The sequence below is a fragment of the Citrobacter farmeri genome (genome assembly GCF_019048065.1).
GTDB lineage: Bacteria > Pseudomonadota > Gammaproteobacteria > Enterobacterales > Enterobacteriaceae > Citrobacter_A > Citrobacter_A farmeri.
In genome coordinates, this window is the sequence record NZ_CP077291.1 from 110029 (window position 1) to 133332 (window position 23304).

16 protein-coding genes, 1 tRNA gene, 3 rRNA genes and 1 pseudogene are annotated in these 23304 nt (G+C 51.8%); 13 read left to right on the forward strand and 8 right to left on the reverse strand.

Annotated elements, in window-relative coordinates; all coding sequences use genetic code 11:
• The first annotated feature begins 582 nt into the window (after positions 1-582).
• From I6L53_RS00550 to rrf, 4 genes are all read left to right on the forward strand, one after another.
• Positions 583-2124 (forward strand): 16S ribosomal RNA (locus I6L53_RS00550).
• A gap of 171 nt (positions 2125-2295) precedes the next feature.
• Positions 2296-2371: transfer RNA gene (locus I6L53_RS00555), tRNA-Glu, on the forward strand.
• A gap of 182 nt (positions 2372-2553) precedes the next feature.
• Positions 2554-5460, forward strand: a 23S ribosomal RNA gene (locus I6L53_RS00560).
• A gap of 95 nt (positions 5461-5555) precedes the next feature.
• Positions 5556-5671: ribosomal RNA gene (rrf, locus tag I6L53_RS00565) — 5S ribosomal RNA — on the forward strand.
• The 16S, 23S and 5S rRNA genes sit together here with 1 tRNA gene alongside, the layout of an rRNA operon.
• 104 nt (positions 5672-5775) lie before the next feature.
• Here rrf and mobB read toward each other — a convergent pair.
• The gene (gene mobB, locus I6L53_RS00570) at positions 5776-6282 is read right to left on the reverse strand and encodes a molybdopterin-guanine dinucleotide biosynthesis protein MobB (RefSeq protein ID WP_084196675.1); all 507 of its coding nucleotides are present in this window, start codon (positions 6280-6282) and stop codon (positions 5776-5778) included.
• Entirely contained in the window at positions 6279-6806 is a 528-nt protein-coding gene (mobA, locus tag I6L53_RS00575) for a molybdenum cofactor guanylyltransferase MobA (protein WP_042325403.1), read from the reverse strand. The genes mobB and mobA overlap by 4 nt, the downstream gene beginning before the upstream one ends.
• Before the next feature lie 126 nt (positions 6807-6932).
• Between mobA and I6L53_RS00580 the strand changes: the two genes are divergently transcribed.
• The 3 genes from I6L53_RS00580 to dsbA all read left to right on the forward strand — a co-directional run bounded on the left by I6L53_RS00580 (position 6933) and on the right by dsbA (position 8903).
• On the forward strand, positions 6933-7202 hold the full coding sequence (locus I6L53_RS00580) for a YihD family protein (RefSeq protein WP_042325406.1): 270 nt from the start codon (positions 6933-6935) through the stop codon (positions 7200-7202).
• A gap of 76 nt (positions 7203-7278) precedes the next feature.
• Positions 7279-8265, forward strand: a complete 987-nt coding sequence (locus I6L53_RS00585) for a serine/threonine protein kinase (RefSeq protein WP_042325408.1) — start codon at positions 7279-7281, stop codon at positions 8263-8265.
• Between the two features lie 14 nt (positions 8266-8279).
• Positions 8280-8903: a thiol:disulfide interchange protein DsbA gene (dsbA, locus tag I6L53_RS00590; protein WP_042325410.1), complete on the forward strand. Its 624-nt coding sequence runs from the start codon at positions 8280-8282 to the stop codon at positions 8901-8903.
• A 12-nt stretch (positions 8904-8915) separates the two neighbouring features.
• Here dsbA and I6L53_RS00595 read toward each other — a convergent pair whose 3' ends face one another.
• Positions 8916-9851, reverse strand: a complete 936-nt coding sequence (locus tag I6L53_RS00595) for an acyltransferase (protein WP_042325667.1) — start codon at positions 9849-9851, stop codon at positions 8916-8918.
• A 364-nt stretch (positions 9852-10215) separates the two neighbouring features.
• On the opposite strand from I6L53_RS00595, the gene polA reads away from it, so the two are divergent.
• Together polA and spfP are read left to right on the forward strand one after the other, a co-directional pair.
• Positions 10216-13002 carry a DNA polymerase I gene (gene polA, locus I6L53_RS00600; protein ID WP_042325412.1) on the forward strand — a complete coding sequence of 929 codons (2787 nt, stop codon included), beginning with the start codon at positions 10216-10218 and terminating at the stop codon, positions 13000-13002.
• A 166-nt stretch (positions 13003-13168) separates the two neighbouring features.
• A complete protein-coding gene (gene spfP, locus I6L53_RS23890; protein WP_071892919.1) occupies positions 13169-13216 on the forward strand; it encodes a small protein SpfP in 48 nt (15 codons plus the stop codon).
• Between the two features lie 119 nt (positions 13217-13335).
• Here spfP and yihA read toward each other — a convergent pair whose 3' ends face one another.
• Positions 13336-13968, reverse strand: a complete 633-nt coding sequence (gene yihA / locus I6L53_RS00605) for a ribosome biogenesis GTP-binding protein YihA/YsxC (protein ID WP_042325414.1) — start codon at positions 13966-13968, stop codon at positions 13336-13338.
• 272 nt (positions 13969-14240) lie between these two features.
• Here yihA and I6L53_RS23710 point away from each other — a divergent pair.
• The 3 genes and pseudogenes from I6L53_RS23710 to hemN all read left to right on the forward strand — a co-directional run bounded on the left by I6L53_RS23710 (position 14241) and on the right by hemN (position 16616).
• Positions 14241-14442, forward strand: a pseudogene (locus I6L53_RS23710) (hypothetical protein).
• A 103-nt stretch (positions 14443-14545) separates the two neighbouring features.
• On the forward strand, positions 14546-15055 hold the full coding sequence (yihI, locus tag I6L53_RS00610) for a Der GTPase-activating protein YihI (protein ID WP_042325417.1): 510 nt from the start codon (positions 14546-14548) through the stop codon (positions 15053-15055).
• Between the two features lie 187 nt (positions 15056-15242).
• On the forward strand, positions 15243-16616 hold the full coding sequence (gene hemN / locus I6L53_RS00615) for an oxygen-independent coproporphyrinogen III oxidase (RefSeq protein ID WP_042325418.1): 1374 nt from the start codon (positions 15243-15245) through the stop codon (positions 16614-16616).
• 78 nt (positions 16617-16694) lie between these two features.
• Here hemN and I6L53_RS00620 read toward each other — a convergent pair whose 3' ends face one another.
• The 4 genes from I6L53_RS00620 to glnA form a co-directional block, all read right to left on the reverse strand.
• Positions 16695-16805, reverse strand: coding sequence for a YshB family small membrane protein (locus I6L53_RS00620; RefSeq protein ID WP_090050632.1), 111 nt, complete (start codon positions 16803-16805; stop codon positions 16695-16697).
• Positions 16806-16915: 110 nt separating this feature from the next.
• Entirely contained in the window at positions 16916-18325 is a 1410-nt protein-coding gene (gene glnG / locus I6L53_RS00625) for a nitrogen regulation protein NR(I) (RefSeq protein WP_042325420.1), read from the reverse strand.
• Between the two features lie 8 nt (positions 18326-18333).
• A complete protein-coding gene (gene glnL / locus I6L53_RS00630; RefSeq protein ID WP_042325423.1) occupies positions 18334-19383 on the reverse strand; it encodes a nitrogen regulation protein NR(II) in 1050 nt (349 codons plus the stop codon).
• Between the two features lie 274 nt (positions 19384-19657).
• A complete protein-coding gene (gene glnA / locus I6L53_RS00635) occupies positions 19658-21067 on the reverse strand; it encodes a glutamate--ammonia ligase (RefSeq protein ID WP_042325425.1) in 1410 nt (469 codons plus the stop codon).
• 376 nt (positions 21068-21443) lie between these two features.
• Between glnA and typA the strand changes: the two genes are divergently transcribed.
• Positions 21444-23267, forward strand: a complete 1824-nt coding sequence (gene typA, locus I6L53_RS00640; protein ID WP_042325427.1) for a ribosome-dependent GTPase TypA — start codon at positions 21444-21446, stop codon at positions 23265-23267.
• Positions 23268-23304: the final 37 nt, after the last annotated feature.

Below are 23304 nucleotides of genomic sequence, written 5' to 3' on the forward strand. Positions count from 1 at the left end.
GAATTTTTCGTGAAAAACTTAGCTAACGCCCCTTACGGGGCATCCTTTCTTTTGCGGGGGCATTGTAACGAAAACGTTTGCGCAACGCTCGCGAATTTTTCTTTTTCGATTCTGGCGCTAATTTTCTCTCTATAACGATCCCATGCAGGAGGAAAGATCGGGCAAATGATCCCTGTGATTGTGGATAAGTCTGTGTGTAAAAGGGTATAAGGCGGGGTTTTGCTGGGGAATGCAGCAGTCAGTCATTTTTCTGATATTTTTCTATTGCGGATACTCGGGAACTCCCTATAATGCGCCTCCATCGACACGGCGGATGTGAATCACTTCACACAAACAGCCGGTTCGGTTGAAGAGAAAAATCCTGAAAATCAGGGTTGACTCTGAAAGAGGAAAGCGTAATATACGCCACCTCGCGACAGAGCGCTGAAGCGCGTCGCAACTGCTCTTTAACAATTTATCAGACAATCTGTGTGGGCACTCAAAGTGACATGGATTCTTAACGTCGCAAGACGAAAAATGAATACCAAGTCTCTGAGTGAACACGTAATTCATTACGAAGTTTAATTCACGAGCATCAAACTTAAATTGAAGAGTTTGATCATGGCTCAGATTGAACGCTGGCGGCAGGCCTAACACATGCAAGTCGAACGGTAACAGGAAGCAGCTTGCTGCTTCGCTGACGAGTGGCGGACGGGTGAGTAATGTCTGGGAAACTGCCCGATGGAGGGGGATAACTACTGGAAACGGTAGCTAATACCGCATAATGTCGCAAGACCAAAGAGGGGGACCTTCGGGCCTCTTGCCATCGGATGTGCCCAGATGGGATTAGCTTGTTGGTGAGGTAACGGCTCACCAAGGCGACGATCCCTAGCTGGTCTGAGAGGATGACCAGCCACACTGGAACTGAGACACGGTCCAGACTCCTACGGGAGGCAGCAGTGGGGAATATTGCACAATGGGCGCAAGCCTGATGCAGCCATGCCGCGTGTATGAAGAAGGCCTTCGGGTTGTAAAGTACTTTCAGCGGGGAGGAAGGGGATGTGGTTAATAACCGCATTCATTGACGTTACCCGCAGAAGAAGCACCGGCTAACTCCGTGCCAGCAGCCGCGGTAATACGGAGGGTGCAAGCGTTAATCGGAATTACTGGGCGTAAAGCGCACGCAGGCGGTCTGTCAAGTCGGATGTGAAATCCCCGGGCTCAACCTGGGAACTGCATTCGAAACTGGCAGGCTTGAGTCTCGTAGAGGGGGGTAGAATTCCAGGTGTAGCGGTGAAATGCGTAGAGATCTGGAGGAATACCGGTGGCGAAGGCGGCCCCCTGGACGAAGACTGACGCTCAGGTGCGAAAGCGTGGGGAGCAAACAGGATTAGATACCCTGGTAGTCCACGCCGTAAACGATGTCTATTTGGAGGTTGTGCCCTTGAGGCGTGGCTTCCGGAGCTAACGCGTTAAATAGACCGCCTGGGGAGTACGGCCGCAAGGTTAAAACTCAAATGAATTGACGGGGGCCCGCACAAGCGGTGGAGCATGTGGTTTAATTCGATGCAACGCGAAGAACCTTACCTGGTCTTGACATCCACAGAACTTGGCAGAGATGCCTTGGTGCCTTCGGGAACTGTGAGACAGGTGCTGCATGGCTGTCGTCAGCTCGTGTTGTGAAATGTTGGGTTAAGTCCCGCAACGAGCGCAACCCTTATCCTTTGTTGCCAGCGATTCGGTCGGGAACTCAAAGGAGACTGCCAGTGATAAACTGGAGGAAGGTGGGGATGACGTCAAGTCATCATGGCCCTTACGACCAGGGCTACACACGTGCTACAATGGCATATACAAAGAGAAGCGACCTCGCGAGAGCAAGCGGACCTCATAAAGTATGTCGTAGTCCGGATTGGAGTCTGCAACTCGACTCCATGAAGTCGGAATCGCTAGTAATCGTGGATCAGAATGCCACGGTGAATACGTTCCCGGGCCTTGTACACACCGCCCGTCACACCATGGGAGTGGGTTGCAAAAGAAGTAGGTAGCTTAACCTTCGGGAGGGCGCTTACCACTTTGTGATTCATGACTGGGGTGAAGTCGTAACAAGGTAACCGTAGGGGAACCTGCGGTTGGATCACCTCCTTACCTTAAAGAACCTGCCTTTGTAGTGTCCACACAGATTGTCTGATGAAAAGTAAAAAGCAAGGCGTTTACGCGTTGGGAGTGAGGCTGAACAGAATAAGGCCGCTCGCTTTCTATTAATGAAAGCTCACCCTACACGAAAATATCACGCAGCGCGTGATAAGCAATTTTCGTGTCCCCTTCGTCTAGAGGCCCAGGACACCGCCCTTTCACGGCGGTAACAGGGGTTCGAATCCCCTAGGGGACGCCACTTGCGCGGGAATGTGTGAAAGGCGTTGCCACCGATATCTCAAAACTGACTTCAGAGTCATGTTTGAGATATTTGCTCTTTAAAAATCTGGATCAAGCTGAAAATTGAAACGACACACAGTTAATGTGTGTTCGAGTCTCTCAAATTTTCGCAATCAGAAGTGAAACATCTTCGGGTTGTGAGGTTAAGCGACTAAGCGTACACGGTGGATGCCCTGGCAGTCAGAGGCGATGAAGGACGTGCTAATCTGCGAAAAGCGTCGGTAAGGTGATATGAACCGTTATAACCGGCGATGTCCGAATGGGGAAACCCAGTGCAATCCGTTGCACTATCGTTAAGTGAATACATAGCTTAACGAGGCGAACCGGGGGAACTGAAACATCTAAGTACCCCGAGGAAAAGAAATCAACCGAGATTCCCCCAGTAGCGGCGAGCGAACGGGGAGCAGCCCAGAGCCTGAATCAGCATGTGTGGTAGTGGAACGGTCTGGAAAGGCCGGCGATACAGGGTGACAGCCCCGTACACAAAATTGCACGTGCTGTGAGCTCGATGAGTAGGGCGGGACACGTGGTATCCTGTCTGAATATGGGGGGACCATCCTCCAAGGCTAAATACTCCTGACTGACCGATAGTGAACCAGTACCGTGAGGGAAAGGCGAAAAGAACCCCGGCGAGGGGAGTGAAAAAGAACCTGAAACCGTGTACGTACAAGCAGTGGGAGCCTCTTTTATGGGGTGACTGCGTACCTTTTGTATAATGGGTCAGCGACTTATATTCTGTAGCAAGGTTAACCGAATAGGGGAGCCGAAGGGAAACCGAGTCTTAACTGGGCGTTAAGTTGCAGGGTATAGACCCGAAACCCGGTGATCTAGCCATGGGCAGGTTGAAGGTTGGGTAACACTAACTGGAGGACCGAACCGACTAATGTTGAAAAATTAGCGGATGACTTGTGGCTGGGGGTGAAAGGCCAATCAAACCGGGAGATAGCTGGTTCTCCCCGAAAGCTATTTAGGTAGCGCCTCGTGAATTCATCTTCGGGGGTAGAGCACTGTTTCGGCTAGGGGGTCATCCCGACTTACCAACCCGATGCAAACTGCGAATACCGAAGAATGTTATCACGGGAGACACACGGCGGGTGCTAACGTCCGTCGTGAAGAGGGAAACAACCCAGACCGCCAGCTAAGGTCCCAAAGTCATGGTTAAGTGGGAAACGATGTGGGAAGGCTCAGACAGCCAGGATGTTGGCTTAGAAGCAGCCATCATTTAAAGAAAGCGTAATAGCTCACTGGTCGAGTCGGCCTGCGCGGAAGATGTAACGGGGCTAAACCATGCACCGAAGCTGCGGCAGCGACACTATGTGTTGTTGGGTAGGGGAGCGTTCTGTAAGCCTGTGAAGGTGTGCTGTGAGGCATGCTGGAGGTATCAGAAGTGCGAATGCTGACATAAGTAACGATAAAGCGGGTGAAAAGCCCGCTCGCCGGAAGACCAAGGGTTCCTGTCCAACGTTAATCGGGGCAGGGTGAGTCGACCCCTAAGGCGAGGCCGAAAGGCGTAGTCGATGGGAAACAGGTTAATATTCCTGTACTTGGTGTTACTGCGAAGGGGGGACGGAGAAGGCTATGTTGGCCGGGCGACGGTTGTCCCGGTTTAAGCGTGTAGGTGTGTGTTCCAGGTAAATCCGGTTCACTTTAACACTGAGGCGTGATGACGAGGCACTACGGTGCTGAAGTAACAAATGCCCTGCTTCCAGGAAAAGCCTCTAAGCATCAGGTAACATCAAATCGTACCCCAAACCGACACAGGTGGTCAGGTAGAGAATACCAAGGCGCTTGAGAGAACTCGGGTGAAGGAACTAGGCAAAATGGTGCCGTAACTTCGGGAGAAGGCACGCTGATACGTAGGTGAAGCGATTTACTCGTGGAGCTGAAATCAGTCGAAGATACCAGCTGGCTGCAACTGTTTATTAAAAACACAGCACTGTGCAAACACGAAAGTGGACGTATACGGTGTGACGCCTGCCCGGTGCCGGAAGGTTAATTGATGGGGTTATCCGTAAGGAGAAGCTCTTGATCGAAGCCCCGGTAAACGGCGGCCGTAACTATAACGGTCCTAAGGTAGCGAAATTCCTTGTCGGGTAAGTTCCGACCTGCACGAATGGCGTAATGATGGCCAGGCTGTCTCCACCCGAGACTCAGTGAAATTGAACTCGCTGTGAAGATGCAGTGTACCCGCGGCAAGACGGAAAGACCCCGTGAACCTTTACTATAGCTTGACACTGAACACTGGTCCTTGATGTGTAGGATAGGTGGGAGGCTTTGAAGTGTGGACGCCAGTCTGCATGGAGCCGCCCTTGAAATACCACCCTTTAATGGCTGGTGTTCTAACGTAGGCCCGTTACCCGGGTTGCGGACAGTGTCTGGTGGGTAGTTTGACTGGGGCGGTCTCCTCCTAAAGAGTAACGGAGGAGCACGAAGGTTAGCTAATCCTGGTCGGACATCAGGAGGTTAGTGCAAAGGCATAAGCTAGCTTGACTGCGAGCGTGACGGCGCGAGCAGGTGCGAAAGCAGGTCTTAGTGATCCGGTGGTTCTGAATGGAAGGGCCATCGCTCAACGGATAAAAGGTACTCCGGGGATAACAGGCTGATACCGCCCAAGAGTTCATATCGACGGCGGTGTTTGGCACCTCGATGTCGGCTCATCACATCCTGGGGCTGAAGTAGGTCCCAAGGGTATGGCTGTTCGCCATTTAAAGTGGTACGCGAGCTGGGTTTAGAACGTCGTGAGACAGTTCGGTCCCTATCTGCCGTGGGCGCTGGAGAATTGAGGGGGGCTGCTCCTAGTACGAGAGGACCGGAGTGGACGCATCACTGGTGTTCGGGTTGTCATGCCAATGGCACTGCCCGGTAGCTAAATGCGGAAGAGATAAGTGCTGAAAGCATCTAAGCACGAAACTTGCCCCGAGATGAGTTCTCCCTGACCCTTAAAGGGTCCTGAAGGAACGTTGAAGACGACGACGTTGATAGGCCGGGTGTGTAAGCGCAGCGATGCGTTGAGCTAACCGGTACTAATGAACCGTGAGGCTTAACCTTACAACGCCGAAGATGTTTTGGCGTGAGAGACATCAATATCAGCTTGATAACAGATTATGTCACTTTGTGGAAACGGGGTGATGAAACAGAATTTGCCTGGCGGCAGTAGCGCGGTGGTCCCACCTGACCCCATGCCGAACTCAGAAGTGAAACGCCGTAGCGCCGATGGTAGTGTGGGGTCTCCCCATGTGAGAGTAGGGAACTGCCAGGCATCAAATCAAGCGAAAGGCCCGGTCGAAAGACCGGGCCTTTTTGCGTTTTGAACACGATGAATTGCAGGCGTGCTATCTGGCAGAGCAGGGTACCGAGGCCGGTTTATTGTGTCTTCAGCCAACGCAAAATGAATACTGAAATCTGCTGTATATCATTGATATCTAATTGCGGAATATCCACACTGAGTTGAACATCACTGGCGATTGCAATAACGTGCTCATCGATGGTCAGCTCCTCCACACTGCGACCGTATCCTTGTCGAAACAATAAGATCTTCGCGACGGCTTCGTGCTTAAATCCCTCAACCAGCACCATATCCAGTGTGGAAGTATCCATCCTGCTGACCAGGTACGCTAAATCCAGTTCGGGTGCTTCTGGCGTCTCGGTCATCAATGCCCAACGTTGTTGGCTGGCGACCAGCGTTTGCGCTGCTCCCGCTTTACGCAGTTCGTAACTATCTTTTCCCGGCTTATCCACGTCCATATCATGATGTGTATGCTTAATAAGACCCGGACGGATCCCTGCAGCGCACAGGGCCGGGATTAGCTTCCTGAGCAGCGTCGTTTTTCCCGTTCCACTCCACGCGGCGATAGCCAGTAAAGGGATCATTGTTTTTCCTGCCATTTATCAAGCTCCTCAAGGGTATTCACATTCACAAACGCTTCCTTGCAGTCGCTGAAATCAACGGCATGTCCACCAGCCTGACGCATAAAAACCATCACCCGTCGCTCACCAGACTGCAGATAGGTCTGCAAAAACGGTTGCACCGAGCGGTGAACCAGCGCAATGGTGGGATGATCCCGTTCTCCATCGTGCACCCACACCACCGGTGCCTGATCGCGACTGGTACGTAATCGGGCAACCAGCGTCTGCGGGATAAAAGGGGTGTCACAGGGGCAAAACAGAAACCAGTCTCCGTTTTCCTGTTGGAAAACAGAAAGCATACCCGCCAGCGGACCGGGAAAATCCGCTATTACATCCGAAATGACTTTCAGGCCGCCTGAGCGATAAATCTCCTGATGCCGATTGGCATTCACAACCACCGTATTCAGTTGCGATAACAGCGTATCGGCGACATGTTTCCACAGCGGTTTCCCTTGAAGCTCAAGCAAGCCTTTATCAATGCCCCCCATTCGCCTGGCCTTTCCGCCAGCCAGTACAACCCCTGTTATTGCACTATCCTGATTCACTGATATCGCCTCTTTTATTGTGGGATTGACCCTGCTAACGTGTCTGTCTCAAGAGTAAGGAGCACGACCATGAAATGTAAACGCCTGAATGAAGTTATTGAACTCCTCCAGCCAGCCTGGCAAAAAGAGCCCGACCTTAACCTGATGCAATTTTTGCAGAAACTGGCGAAAGAGTCAGGTTTTGACGGTGAACTGGCGGATTTAACCGACGACATTCTGATCTATCACCTGAAAATGCGCGACTCTGCAAAAGACGCAGTAATTCCCGGTATCCAGAAAGACTACGAGGAAGATTTCAAAACGGCGCTGCTGCGCGCCCGTGGCGTAATTAAAGAGTAAAAGCTTGTAAGCGGGGCCACCGAAGTTGTTATGAAATGATATCCTGAATCATTCGACGTATTTTCCGGATGATGGGATGAACAACAACGCTTTCAATTTCCAGACATTACACCCGGATACCATCATGGATGCGCTGTTTGAGCAGGGGATCCGGGTGGATTCTGGTCTTACCCCGCTTAACAGCTACGAAAACCGTGTTTACCAGTTTCAGGATGAAGATCGCCTGCGTTTTGTCGTCAAATTTTATCGCCCTGAGCGCTGGTCGGTTGACCAGATCCTGGAAGAGCACCAGTTTGCGATTGAACTGCTCGAAGATGACGTCCCGGTTGCCGCGCCGCTGGCTTTTAATGGTCAGACGCTGTTATCGCATCAAGGCTTCCACTACGCGATTTTCCCAAGCGTAGGCGGTCGGCAATTCGAAGCGGACAATATCGATCAAATGGAAGCGGTGGGCCGTTATCTGGGGCGTCTGCATCAGACCGGTCGTAAGCAGCCATTTACCTGGCGACCGACCATTGGGCTGGACGAATACCTCGTTGAGCCGCGTAAACTCTTCGAGCATGCTCAACTCATTCCGTCGGCACAAAAGGCCGCCTTCCTGAAGGCGACGGATGCGCTAATTGTCGCCGTCACTGAGCGGTGGCATACGAATTTTGACAGCCTGCGTCTACATGGTGATTGTCACGCCGGAAATATCCTCTGGCGCGAGGGGCCGCTGTTCGTCGATTTAGATGATTCCCGCAACGGTCCTGCCATTCAGGATCTGTGGATGCTTCTTAATGGTGATAAAGCTGAGCAGCGTATGCAGCTTGAGACGATTATTGAAGCTTATGAAGAAGTTAATGAGTTCGAAACTTCCGAAATTGAACTGATTGAACCTTTACGTGCTATGCGTTTGGTTTATTATCTTGCCTGGCTGATGCGTCGTTGGGACGATCCTGCGTTTCCTAAAAACTTCCCGTGGTTAACCGGGGAAGATTACTGGCAACGACAGACCGCGACATTTATCGAGCAGGCAAAAGTTCTGCAAGAACCCCCATTACAATTAACACCTATGTATTAATCGGAGACGTAATCATGAAAAAGATTTGGCTGGCGCTGGCTGGTATGGTTTTAGCTTTTAGCGCATCGGCTGCGCAATTCGAGGATGGTAAGCAGTATACCACCCTGGAAAAGCCCGTTGCCGGTGAACCGCAGGTGCTGGAGTTTTTCTCATTCTATTGCCCACATTGCTACCAGTTTGAAGAAGTCCTTCATGTTTCTGAGAACGTGAAGAAAAAACTTCCTGAAGGCGTCAAAATGACCAAATACCACGTTGAGTTCCTGGGGCCGTTGGGCAAGGATCTGACGCAGGCGTGGGCCGTCGCGATGGCACTGGGCGTAGAAGATAAAGTGACAGTGCCGATGTTTGAAGGCGTACAGAAAACCCAGACGGTGCAGAGCGTTGCGGATATTCGTAAAGTATTCGTGGATGCTGGCATTAAAGGCGAAGATTACGATGCCGCGTGGAACAGCTTTGTCGTGAAATCACTGGTTGCGCAGCAGGAGAAAGCCGCTGCCGATCTGCAGTTGCAGGGCGTTCCGGCAATGTTTGTTAATGGCAAATATCAGGTGAATCCGCAGGGCATGGATACCAGCAGCATGGATATCTTTGTTCAGCAATATGCGGACACGGTGAAATACCTTGTCGGTAAGAAATAAAAGCAACGCCGGTCACTGACCGGCGTTTTTGTTTGTTGCTTTAATCTCTTCTATTAGCGCATCTTTTTCGTTCCACAGCGTGTTCAGCCACAGCTGGAAACGACGCTTAAATCCTTTATCGTTAACGTAGTCGCCGTGGAGTTCTTCCTTAATGGGTTGCATATCCACGCGAACCACAATGCGCGTCAGTTTCCCGCTTAGCATATGGAAGAATGGCGTGCGGTCATTTTCTGGATAGCACAGCGTAACGTTAAGTAATTTATCGAATTGCGAACCTAACACGTTCAGCGCCATTGCGATGCCTGCGGCTTTTGGCGGCAACAGATGTTTATATGGCGAGCGAGTCTGCTGACGTTTCTCTTCGGTAAAGCGAGAGCCTTCGACGAAATTGACGATTGTGGTGGGATGTGCGCGAAATTTTTCACAGGACCGGCGGGTGGTCTCAACATCCTTACCCCGACGTTCTGGATGGCGCAGGAGATAGGCTCGCGAGTAACGTTTCATAAACGGCATATCCAGCGCCCAGCAGGCGAGACCGATAAAGGGCACCCAGGCCAGTTGTTGTTTGAGGAAATACTTATTCATGGGAATGTGTTTACGGAAGAGTACACACAGCACCACGATATCCGCCCAACTGTGGTGATTACACACCAGCAGATACCAGTTTTTCTTGCTTAGCCCTTCCAGACCTTGTACATCCCATTTCAGCCATGGGTTGAAATGCAGCAGCAGGGCAAGGCCTTCACACCAGCAGTACATCATGAAATTACAAAACAGGGATACCTTGCGCCAGACGAAAGGAACGGGTAGCAGGAGCTTTACCAGGCCGGCAAGAATGATGGGTACAGAGCACAAAATGGTGACCACAATGGTCGATGTGATGCTCAGCAATAGAGTGACTGCAGCGAGCAGTCTCATCATGATTAAATTATTCAAAGGATTAGCCATCAACAGTACGCTAAAGTCGCGCAAGGGGGCTGATTTTATCAGAAAATGACTCAAATGACGGTTCTTCGCGACAGAGAAAAATAGGCAATATCTATCCACATTCCGTAATTCAATGAAAATATAAAGGGTTTATGTTATTATTTTTATAAGTAATTGAAATTTAACAATATAATAAATGATAACGAAAGCATTGCTTTGAAATTAATACGATGAATATTAATTATACACAAAGTTATCCACAGGCGGCTTTGCGAGCGATCCAGAAGATCTACAAAAGAATTACGACAAATGCGGTGAAAAACTCATGTTTTCGTCCCGTCTGTGGCATCCTTTATCCATAATCTGATAAACAGGCACGGACATTATGGTTCAGATCCCAGAAAACCCACTTATCCTTGTAGATGGCTCTTCTTATCTCTATCGCGCATACCATGCGTTTCCGCCGCTGACCAATAGCGCAGGTGAACCGACAGGCGCGATGTACGGTGTCCTCAATATGCTGCGCAGTCTGATCCTCCAGTATCAGCCAACACATGCCGCAGTGGTATTTGATGCCAAGGGTAAAACTTTCCGTGACGAATTATTCGAGCATTACAAATCACATCGCCCACCAATGCCGGACGATCTGCGGGCGCAGATCGAACCGCTGCATGCGATGGTGAAAGCGATGGGGCTGCCGCTTCTGGCCGTATCCGGTGTGGAAGCGGACGATGTAATCGGCACCCTGGCGCGTGAAGCAGAAAAAATGGGACGGCCGGTGCTGATTAGTACCGGTGATAAAGATATGGCCCAGTTGGTCACTCCAAACATCACACTCATCAATACCATGACCAATACCATTCTTGGTCCGGATGAGGTAGTGACAAAATATGGCGTGCCACCCGAACTGATCATCGACTTTCTGGCGCTAATGGGCGATTCCTCCGATAACATTCCCGGTGTGCCAGGCGTTGGGGAAAAGACCGCTCAGGCACTGTTACAGGGACTGGGGAGTCTGGATACGCTTTACGCTGAGTCAGATAAAATTGCCGGGTTGACGTTCCGTGGTGCGAAAACCATGGCGGGCAAACTTGAGCAAAATAAAGAGGTTGCCTATCTCTCCTATAAACTGGCGACGATCAAAACAGACGTTGAGCTGGAACTGACCTGCGAACAGTTGGAAGTGCAACAGCCACAGGCTGACGAACTGGTCGGGCTGTTTAAAAAGTATGAGTTCAAACGCTGGACCGCTGATGTTGAAGCTGGCAAGTGGCTACAGGCGAAAGGGGCGAAACCGGCAGCAAAACCGCAGGAGACGATCGTCGTTGATGAAACCGTGGAAGAAGCCGCAGCCGTGCTTTCCTACGATAACTACGTGACCATTCTCGATGAATCGACGCTGGAAACGTGGATTGCGAAGCTGAAAAAAGCGCCGGTGTTTGCCTTCGATACCGAAACCGACAGTCTGGATAACATCTCAGCCAATCTGGTAGGGCTTTCATTCGCCATTGAACCGGGCGTAGCGGCTTATGTACCCGTGGCGCATGACTATCTGGATGCACCGGATCAAATCTCCCGTGACCGCGCGCTGGCGATGCTCAAACCGCTGCTGGAAGATGAAAACGCGCGTAAGGTCGGACAAAACCTGAAGTACGATCGCGGCATTCTGGCGAATTATGGCATTGAATTGCGGGGTATTGCTTTTGATACCATGCTCGAATCGTACATTCTGAATAGTGTTGCCGGACGCCACGATATGGACAGCCTGTCCGATCGCTGGCTGAAGCACAAAACCATCACCTTCGAAGAAATTGCGGGTAAAGGGAAGAACCAACTGACCTTTAATCAGATTGCGCTGGAAGAGGCCGGGCGTTACGCGGCAGAAGATGCCGATGTTACCTTGCAACTGCATTTGAAAATGTGGCCAGAATTGCAGCAGCACAAAGGACCGTTGAATGTCTTTGAAAACATCGAAATGCCGCTGGTTCCGGTGTTATCTCGTGTAGAGCGTAACGGTGTGAAGATCGACCCTGCGGTACTGCATAAGCACTCCGAGGAGATCACCCTGCGTCTGGCGGAGCTGGAACAGAAGGCTCATGATATCGCAGGAGAAGTGTTTAACCTCTCTTCAACCAAGCAGTTGCAGACGATCCTGTTCGAAAAGCAGGGCATTAAGCCACTGAAGAAAACGCCGGGCGGCGCGCCATCGACGTCTGAAGAGGTGCTGGAAGAGTTGGCGCTGGATTACCCATTACCTAAAGTGATTCTTGAGTATCGTGGCCTGGCGAAGCTGAAATCGACCTACACTGATAAACTGCCGCTGATGATTAACCCGAAAACCGGGCGTGTGCATACGTCATATCATCAGGCCGTGACCGCGACGGGCCGCCTGTCATCAACCGACCCAAACCTGCAAAACATACCGGTACGTAACGAGGAAGGACGTCGTATCCGTCAGGCATTTATCCCGCCGAAGGATTACCTGATTGTTTCTGCGGACTATTCGCAGATTGAGCTGCGAATTATGGCGCACTTGTCACGCGACAAAGGCCTGCTGACGGCGTTTGCCGAAGGGAAAGATATTCACCGCGCCACCGCCGCAGAAGTATTTGGTCTGGCGCTGGAGACCGTGACCAGTGAGCAGCGTCGCAGCGCGAAGGCGATCAACTTTGGCCTGATCTACGGCATGAGCGCATTCGGACTGGCGCGCCAGTTAAACATTCCGCGCAAAGAAGCGCAGAAGTATATGGACCTCTATTTCGAACGCTATCCGGGCGTTCTGGAGTATATGGAACGTACGCGTGCGCAGGCGAAAGAGCAGGGTTATGTTGAAACACTGGAAGGCCGCCGCCTCTATCTTCCGGATATCAAATCCAGCAACGGCGCGCGTCGTGCCGGCGCTGAGCGTGCGGCGATTAACGCCCCAATGCAGGGAACTGCAGCCGATATCATCAAGCGGGCGATGATCGCGGTTGATGGCTGGCTGGAAACGGAAAAACCACGCGTGCGTATGATTATGCAGGTGCACGATGAACTGGTGTTTGAAGTACACAAAGACGACCTGGACGCGGCAGCGAAAAAGATCCATCAGTTGATGGAAAACTGCACGCGCATTGATGTGCCGCTGTTAGTGGAAGTCGGGAGTGGTGAGAACTGGGATCAGGCGCACTAAGTGGTCGCTGGATAACGCGCTTTTTTCGTAATTAAGCAACATAAGCACGCTCGTTTTGTGATGGACATTGGAATTACCTATGTAAAGAATGAAAAAAAATTACAAAAAGTGCTTTCTGAGCTGCTCAAAAAAGAGTAAAGTTATTCGCGTAGGGTACAGAGGTAAGATGTTCTATCTTTCAGACCTTTTACTTCACGTAATCGGATTTGGCTGAATATTTTAGCCGCCCCAGTCAGTTTCTGACTGGGGCGTTTTTTATGGGCGAAAGAAAAATATGGCCGGCGTGCCAGACCGGATAAGACGCACCGCGTCGTTATCCGGTGTCGCGCAGAATTACTCCCCGCTCTGGTTCTCTTCAACCGGTGCCAGTTCGTTAAACCAGCTGTCCAGTTTCTGCCGTAATTTATCCACACCTTGCTTTTTCAGCGATGAAAAGGTCTCAACCTGGACATCGCCGTTAAAAGCTAACACCGCTTCACGGACCATATTCAACTGGGCCTTACGCGCGCCACTCGCCAGTTTGTCGGCTTTCGTCAGCAGCACCAGCACCTGGATGTTGCTCTCAACGGCCCACTGGACCATCTGCTGGTCGAGATCTTTAAGCGGGTGACGAATATCCATCAACACTACCAGTCCCTGCAAGCTCTGGCGTTTTTCCAGATACTCACCCAGTGCGCGTTGCCACTTGCGCTTCATCTCTTCCGGCACTTCGGCGTAACCATAACCGGGTAGGTCAACAAGTCGTTTGCCGTCTACCACTTCAAACAGGTTAATAAGTTGAGTACGGCCAGGCGTTTTTGAGGTCCGCGCCAGGCTCTTCTGATTGGTCAGCGTGTTCAGCGCGCTGGACTTACCTGCGTTGGAACGGCCAGCAAATGCCACTTCGATTCCAGTATCGGAAGGTAAATGGCGAATATCAGGCGCGCTCATTACAAAGTGCGTCTGTTGATAATTCAGGTTAATCAAAGCGGTCGTCTCCGTCAGTCAAAGCTTTGTCGCGATTATACCTGAACAGGAGCAAAAGACGGATTTTTCGACATGAGGTTGTTGTGAGTAAAAACCTTGCTCGTTGTAAGACATTGCCGATCGTTCTTATACGAAATTTAAGAGTAATTGCAGGGCAAATAATTAAATAAATCAACTAAATCATGGTATTAAAAGCATGTAATATTCTGAAAATGCCAGAACTGAGCGGCCAGTGACTTGTTACTTTACTTCAAAAGAGTAGAGTAGCCCTCATAGCGAGGATAGCTGTACAGGAAGACGACTCAGGATGAGGGTCAGGAGCGCCAGGAGGCGAAGACACAGGATTGTCAGGATGACAGGCGTTCGGAGACGTTAGTATACGGAAACGGAAAAGACACGGAATGTTCCAGGCTGAAGGAAAAACAGGGTGTGTTGACAGCCGACAGGGAATGTAGGACCCGTTCAGGGTTGTGAGTAAGGTGAAAAGGCGACAGAGCAATCTGTCGCCTTTTTTCTTTATTTCTGCTAGATTCCGGCGCAATTATATACTGAATAAAACAGCCAAAGACGAATCACTATGAAATCCACTTCTACACCACGCGGCAAAGGCCCTGCGAAGGCTCGCCGTAAAACCCGTGAAGAGCTGAACCAGGAAGCTCGTGACCGCAAGCGTCAGAAAAAACACCGTGGACACGCGGCGGGTAGCCGTGCGGCCGGTGGCGATGCAGCGTCAGGCGGCAAAAACAAGAATCAACAGAAAGATCCGCGCATCGGCAGTAAAACCCCTATTCCATTAGGCGTGACCGAAAAGGTCACCAAACAGCACAAACCGAAGAGTGAGAAACCTATGCTTTCACCGCAGGCTGAGTTGGATTTACTGGAAACGGATGAGCGCCTGGATGCGCTGTTAGAACGTCTGGAAGCAGGCGAAACCCTGAGCGCGGAAGACCAGTCCTGGGTGGATGCCAAACTGGATCGCATCGATGAACTGATGCAGAAGCTGGGCCTCTCCTACGATGACGACGAAGAAGAAGAAGATGATGAGAAGCAGGAAGATATGATGCGCCTGCTGCGGGGCGGTAACTAACGGTTTACACCGTGGGCCTGCCCGTCCTGCTTATAACCCTTCCGGTTATATGTTATCTGGTGTGGTTATTCGTTAAACTACAGCGGTTGTCGCGGCGACAGAAGTGGCTGCGCAGCCGGCTTAGCACTCGAAATGGAGTGAGGCCGGTACGCCGTACCCGCCAGAGACGCCATCGGAAGGAGTGAGCATGTCTGAACAACAAATAGACTGGGATTTGGCCCTGATCCAGAAATATAACTATTCCGGGCCACGCTATACCTCGTACCCGACCGCACTGGAATTTTCAGATGCGTTTGGTGAACCGGCATTTTTACAAGCCGTAGCGCGCTATCCTGAGCGTCCACTCTCGCTTTACGTCCATATCCCGTTTTGCCACAAGCTCTGCTACTTCTGTGGCTGCAATAAGATTGTGACCCGCCAGCAGCATAAGGCCGATCAGTATCTGGATGCCCTGGAACAGGAAATCCTTCATCGTGCGCCGCTGTTTGACGGGCGCCAGGTTAGCCAACTGCACTGGGGCGGCGGTACGCCAACCTACCTGAATAAAGCGCAAATCAGCCGCCTGATGACGTTGCTGCGAAATAATTTCCACTTCAATGCGGATGCGGAGATTTCGATCGAAGTCGATCCCCGTGAGATTGAACTGGATGTGCTCGATCATTTACGCGCAGAAGGCTTTAATCGTCTCAGCATGGGTGTGCAGGACTTCAATAAAGAGGTCCAGCGACTGGTTAACCGTGAGCAGGATGAAGCGTTTATCTTTGCGCTGCTCAATCATGCGCGTGACATTGGTTTTACTTCGACCAATATCGATCTGATCTACGGTTTACCCAAACAGACACCGGAAAGTTTCGCATTTACTCTGAAGCGGGTGGCGGAATTAAGCCCCGACCGTCTGAGCGTGTTTAACTATGCGCATTTGCCGACGCTGTTTGCCGCACAGCGCAAAATTAAAGATGCCGATCTGCCCAGCGCACAGCAGAAGCTGGATATTTTGCAGGAAACCATCACCTTGCTGACAGAGACCGGTTATCAGTTTATCGGCATGGATCACTTTGCTCGCCCGGATGACGAGCTGGCGATTGCCCAGCGCGAAGGTGTACTCCATCGTAATTTCCAGGGGTACACCACCCAGGGGGACACCGATCTGTTGGGGATGGGCGTTTCTGCCATCAGTATGATTGGCGATTGCTACGCGCAGAACCAGAAAGAGTTGAAACTCTACTATCAGCAGGTGGATGAACAGGGGAATGCCTTGTGGCGCGGCATTGCGCTCACCCGCGATGACTGTATTCGTCGTGATGTTATCAAGTCGCTGATCTGCAACTTCCGCCTCGACTATGCGGTGGTTGAACAGCAGTGGGATCTTAACTTCGCGGATTACTTTGCCGAAGACCTGAAGCTGTTGTCGCCGTTGGCGAAAGACGGGCTGGTGGATGTGACAGAGAAGGGCATTCAGGTCACGCCGAAAGGCCGCCTGCTGATTCGCAATATTTGTATGTGCTTTGATGCTTATCTGCGCCAGAAAGCGCGGATGCAGCAGTTTTCGCGAGTGATTTAATCTGTTGCCGGATGGCGCTTCGCTTATCCGGCCTACAACTTGTAGAGCCATTAAGCATTAGCGCCATCCGGCACAGTATTAGCTGAACAGCCCAACCAGCGCGGCGCACAGTACTGCGGCGACCGCAGTTTGTGGCGTATGGCTGTCGACCGCTCCGCTTGATAGCAGATTTATAATCGATTCCAGCATAGTAAATCCCCCGTTTGCCGGGCACGATCATACTGAACTCATCGGAACAGTAAAGCGCAAAATAACGGCAATTTGCGCTCAATTATTAATCTTTACACAAGCGTGTGACGTTACTCCATTCCCAGCTCTTTTAACTTACGCGTCAGGGTATTACGCCCCCATCCGAGCAAGCGTGCCGCTTCCTGTTTATGGCCCTGTGTATGACGTAGCGCGGTTGTCAGCAACGTGCGTTCCATTTCAGGCTGTGCCTCTGACAACAGGTTTTGATGACCGGAACGCAGTGCCCGATCCGCCCACTGCGCCAACAGCGTGGCCCAACTGTCAGGCTGGAGATGAGACGGGCTTTCCGGCGCGGTGGCTTCGAACAGTTCAGCAGGGAGATCCTGAATCAACACCTCTTGTCCGGCGGCCATCACGGTTAACCAGCGACAGGTGTTTTCCAGTTGGCGAACGTTGCCAGGCCACGCCAGACGCGTCAGTGCGGCTTCAGTTTCCGGGTGCAATAACTTGGCTTCTACGCCCAGTTCGCGAGCCGCAACTTGCAGGAAATGGCGGGCCAGGCGCGGAATATCCTCCCGACGCTCGCGCAGTGGCGGCAGGTGTACGCGGATGACGTTCAGACGGTGGAACAGATCCTCACGAAATTTTCCTTCCTGGACGCGTAACTCGAGGTTCTGGTGGGTTGCCGCGATAATTCGCACGTCCACCTTCACCGGCGCATACCCGCCAACGCGGTAAAACTGACCGTCAGCCAGCACGCGCAACAGGCGTGTTTGCACATCCAGCGGCATGTCACCTATCTCATCAAGAAAGAGTGTGCCGCCATCGGCCTGTTCGAAGCGTCCCTGACGAATGGTATTTGCCCCGGTAAAAGCCCCTTTTTCATGACCAAACAGCTCGGACTCGATCAAATCTTTGGGTATCGCAGCCATGTTCAGTGCGATAAACGGCGCTTTGGCGCGTGGACTGTGGCGATGCAGGGCATGCGCAACCAGTTCTTTACCCGTCCCGGATTCCCCGTTGATTAACACGCTGATGGAGGAACGAGAGAGCCGCCCGATAATACGAAACACATCCTGCATGGCCGGCGCTTCACCGATGATGTCGGTTGTCGGGCCGTTGAGTTGAATATTGCGCGGCTGCTGCTGTTCCTGATAATGGCTGATGGCGCGCTCAACCAGCGCCACCGCTTCATCGATATCAAAGGGTTTCGGCAGATAATCAAACGCCCCTTGTTGATAGGCGCTGACGGCGGCATCCAGGTCGGAATGCGCGGTCATGATGATGACCGGAAGCATCGGATGACGCTGTTTAATTTGTTTTAATAGCGCCAGCCCGTCCATTCCCGGCATCCGAATATCGGACAACAGTACGTCCGGCGTTTTGCTTGCCAGCGCGCCCAACACATCGTTACCGTTTTCAAAGGTCGTACAACTCAGACCTGCTCCGGCGAGAGCACGTTCAAGCACCCAACGGATGGAACTATCGTCATCGACTACCCAGACTATCCCTCGTTGCATAAGCACCTCTATTTCCGAATCGGCAGATAAACCGAGAACTCGGTATGACCTGGCCAACTGGTAAATTCAATTTTGCCGGAATGCTGATCGATCAAATTGCGGGCGATAGATAATCCTAACCCGGTGCCGCCTTCGCGGCCGCTGACCATGGGATAAAACAGCGTATCCTGTAAGTGGGAAGGGATCCCCGGCCCGTTGTCTTCAACGTCAATACGCGCCGCCAGGCGATAGCGCTCGCCGTGCAGCGTGAGCTGGAAAGCGGTGCGGGTACGCAGCACAATCTCTCCGCCGTCGGGCCCCAGCGCCTGTAACGCATTGCGGACAATGTTCAACAACACCTGCTCGATTTGTTCCGGGTCGTGCGGCAGTTCCGGCAAGCTGGGATCGTAATCACGGACCAACGTGACGTTGGTCGGTAACTCCATAGAAACCAGTGCTACCACGCGCTCTGCCACCTTATGAATGCTTTCCGTGACATGCGTTCCTGGCATCTGCGGGCCTAATAACCTGTCGACCAGATTACGCAGTCGATCAGCCTGTTCAATAATGACTTTGGTGTATTCCAGCAGCGCCGGATCGGGCAGGGCTTTGCTTAATAGCTGTGCTGCGCCGCGTAAGCCACCGAGCGGGTTTTTAATCTCGTGCGCCAGTCCACGTACCAGATCGCGTGCGGCGACCTGCTGAGCGTGCTGTAGCTGCTCCTGGCTCAGACGGCGTTGGTTATCCATCGGTGCCATTTCAAGCAGGATCTGACCGTCCGGCAAACGCTGCGCGGTGAGAGACAGAATGTGTGAACGCCCGTCAATCACCAGCGTGACTTCATTGTCGGTAAAACCTTGCCCCGCCTCTAAGCTTTCGCGCATCAGCTCGATATTCAAAGAAAAATAGCTCAGGAGTTCAGGAAGCGGTGTACCAAACAGTTTGCGGGAGCTTTGGGCGAGTAACTGCTGCGCGGCCGGGTTGGCGTAATGCACCGCCAGCTCATCGTCGACCAGTAAGATGCTGTTGATTAAAGAATTGAGGATCTGCCCAGCATCGGGCAGCGTGCCTGTTGCCATATAGCAGTCTCCTGAATAGTGTGCACCAATTTAGTGCATTATAGCTTTTTATGTAGAAAAAGCGCGAAGGATCAGGTTGTTGACGGTGAAAAAAGCCCATCGTGTGATGGGCTAAAAGTTTCCACGGCAACTAAAATTCTCCGTATCTTTCTTACCGCAGCGGTGTTGGCTGCTCTCAGTCACCCGAATCACTTAGTGGACTAAGCTCATCGGGATTCCATCGATTGCCGCCTTGCTGCAATAAGAAATCTACGGGAATTACAACTAATTATCATTAAACGCTGTAGTACAGCTCAAACTCTACCGGGTGCGGCGTCATGCGTACGCGGTCGTTTTCTTCAATACGCAGCGCGATGTAAGCATCGATGGCTTCATCAGTGAACACGCCACCTGCTTTCAGGAACTCGCGGTCCAGATTCAGCTCGTTCAGTGCTTCTTCCAGAGAGCCTGCAACCTGTGGGATCTCTTTTGCTTCTTCCGGCGGCAGGTCGTACAGGTTTTTGTCCATCGCTTCGCCCGGGTGGATTTTGTTCTTAATACCGTCAAGACCAGCCATCAGCAGGGCTGCAAAGCACAGGTACGGGTTCGCTGCCGGATCCGGGAAGCGGACTTCGATACGACGTGCTTTCGGAGAAGCCACCACCGGAATACGGATAGAAGCAGAACGGTTACGGGCAGAATAAGCCAGCATGACCGGAGCTTCGTAACCTGGGACCAGACGCTTGTATGAGTTGGTGGTCGGGTTCGCCAGGGCGTTAATCGCTTTAGCGTGTTTGATCACGCCGCCAATGTAGTACAGCGCCTGTTCAGACAGACCAGCATATTTGTCACCAGAGAACAGGTTGGTGCCGTTTTTGGACAGAGACATGTGGCAGTGCATGCCGGAACCGTTATCGCCGAACATCGGTTTTGGCATGAAGGTCGCGGTTTTACCGAAGCGATGAGCGACGTTGTGCACCACATATTTGTAGATCTGAATTTCGTCCGCTTTTTTGGTCATGGTGTTGAAGCGAGTCGCCACTTCGTTCTGACCTGCGGTTGCCACTTCATGGTGGTGGGCTTCAACAACCAGGCCCATCTGCTCCATTACCAGACACATTTCAGAACGGATGTCCTGAGCGGAGTCTACTGGCGGAACCGGGAAGTAGCCGCCTTTCACTGCCGGACGGTGACCTTTGTTACCACCTTCGTACTGAGTGGAGGAGTTCCACGCGCCTTCGATGTCATCGATAGCCACGTGAGAACCGGAGATTGACGCGCCGAAACGGATGTCGTCAAACAGGAAAAATTCTGGTTCTGGCCCAAACAGAACGGTATCCGCGATACCGGTGGAGCGCAGATACTCTTCAGCACGCTTGGCGATAGAACGCGGGTCGCGGTCATAGCCCTGCAGAGTGCCGGGTTCCAGGATATCACAACGGATGATCAGCGTAGAATCAGCGAAGAACGGGTCGATAACTGCGGTAGAGGCATCCGGCATCAGCACCATGTCGGATTCGTTGATGCCTTTCCAGCCACCAATCGAAGAGCCGTCAAACATTTTGCCTTCTTCAAAGAATTCGGCATTTACCTGATGAGCAGGAATTGTGACGTGCTGTTCTTTACCTTTGGTATCAGTGAAGCGCAAATCAACAAACTTCACTTCGTGCTCATTCAGCATCGTCAAAACGTGTTCAGCGGACATACTTAACTCTCCAGATTGGTCATAGTCGTCGTGGTAACGAGGTGTTCAATTCTTTAATCATTGGCCGTGTCGCCGTAAAAAAGATAAAGCGAAATCTGTGCCAACTTTTAAATTGCCCCTAAAAGGCGTTATCATGCGCACCATCGTGCAAAAGGGTTGCACCATGTTGTGTATGTTGCACCAGTATAGTGCTTTAATGTGAACATTGAGCACCATATTGGTGCAATGAACCGTGTATAACCCTTTTAACGCTCCGTGAAAGCGATCACAAAGAAACTCTGCAATACTTGTTTGCGGAGGATGTTTGTGATCCTGTTTTGTAGTGCGATTAATCCGTGTACAATAACGCGCTATTTCTAATGCCTGAGGCAAAGTTGTGATCGAAAATTTGCGTAACATCGCCATCATCGCGCACGTTGACCATGGTAAAACTACCCTGGTTGATAAGCTGCTGCAGCAATCCGGTACGTTCGACTCTCGTGCCGAAACTCAAGAGCGTGTGATGGACTCCAACGATTTGGAGAAAGAGCGTGGGATTACCATCCTCGCGAAAAACACCGCTATCAAATGGAATGATTACCGTATCAACATCGTTGATACCCCTGGGCACGCAGACTTCGGTGGTGAAGTTGAGCGTGTCATGTCCATGGTTGACTCTGTGCTGCTGGTGGTTGACGCATTTGACGGCCCGATGCCGCAGACGCGCTTCGTAACCAAAAAAGCCTTTGCGCATGGCCTGAAGCCCATCGTGGTCATCAACAAAGTAGACCGTCCTGGCGCGCGTCCGGACTGGGTTGTCGATCAGGTATTTGACCTGTTTGTGAACCTCGACGCGACCGACGAACAGCTGGACTTCCCGATCATCTACGCTTCCGCGCTGAACGGTATTGCCGGTCTGGATCACGAAGATATGGCGGAAGACATGACCCCGCTGTATCAGGCGATTGTCGACCACGTACCTGCGCCGGACGTTGACCTTGATGGTCCGTTCCAGATGCAGATCTCTCAGCTGGACTACAACAACTACGTTGGCGTTATCGGTATCGGTCGCATCAAACGCGGTAAAGTGAAGCCGAACCAGCAGATCACTATCGTGGATAGCGAAGGCAAAACCCGTAACGGTAAAGTCGGTAAAGTGCTGACTCACCTGGGTCTGGAGCGTATCGACAGCGATCTGGCTGAAGCGGGCGACATCATCGCGATCACTGGTCTGGGCGAACTGAACATCTCTGACACCATCTGCGATCCGCAGAATGTGGAAGCCCTGCCGGCGCTGTCTGTTGATGAACCGACCGTTACCATGTTCTTCAACGTCAACACCTCTCCGTTCTGTGGTAAAGAAGGTAAATACGTTACCTCTCGTCAGATCCTTGATCGCCTGAATAAAGAGCTGGTGCATAACGTTGCGCTGCGTGTTGAAGAAACGGAAGATGCGGACGCGTTCCGTGTATCCGGTCGCGGTGAGCTGCACCTGTCAGTTCTGATCGAAAACATGCGTCGTGAAGGTTTCGAAATGGCGGTTTCCCGTCCGAAAGTTATCTTCCGCGAAATCGACGGCCGTAAACAAGAGCCGTTCGAAAACGTTACGCTGGACGTTGAAGAGCAGCACCAGGGTTCTGTCATGCAGGCACTGGGCGAACGTAAAGGCGACCTGAAAAACATGAATCCAGATGGCAAAGGCCGCGTACGTCTCGACTACGTGATCCCAAGCCGTGGTCTGATCGGCTTCCGTTCAGAATTCATGACCATGACCTCCGGTACGGGTCTGCTGTACTCCACCTTCAGCCATTACGACGACGTACGTCCGGGTGAAGTGGGTCAGCGTCAGAACGGTGTACTGATCTCTAACGGTCAGGGTAAAGCGGTTGCGTTTGCACTGTTCAGCCTGCAGGACCGCGGTAAGCTGTTCCTGGGTCACGGTGCCGAAGTGTACGAAGGCCAGATCATCGGTATTCACAGCCGTTCCAACGACCTGACCGTAAACTGCCTGACCGGTAAGAAGCTGACCAACATGCGTGCTTCCGGTACTGACGAAGCAACGGTTCTGGTTCCGCCGGTTAAGATGACCCTGGAGCAAGCGCTGGAGTTCATCGATGACGACGAACTGGTAGAAGTGACTCCGCAGTCTATCCGTATTCGTAAACGTCACCTGACGGAAAACGATCGCCGCCGCGCGAACCGTGGTCCGAAAGAAGATTAATTCATAATCTTGTGATGAAAAAGCCGCTGATATCAGC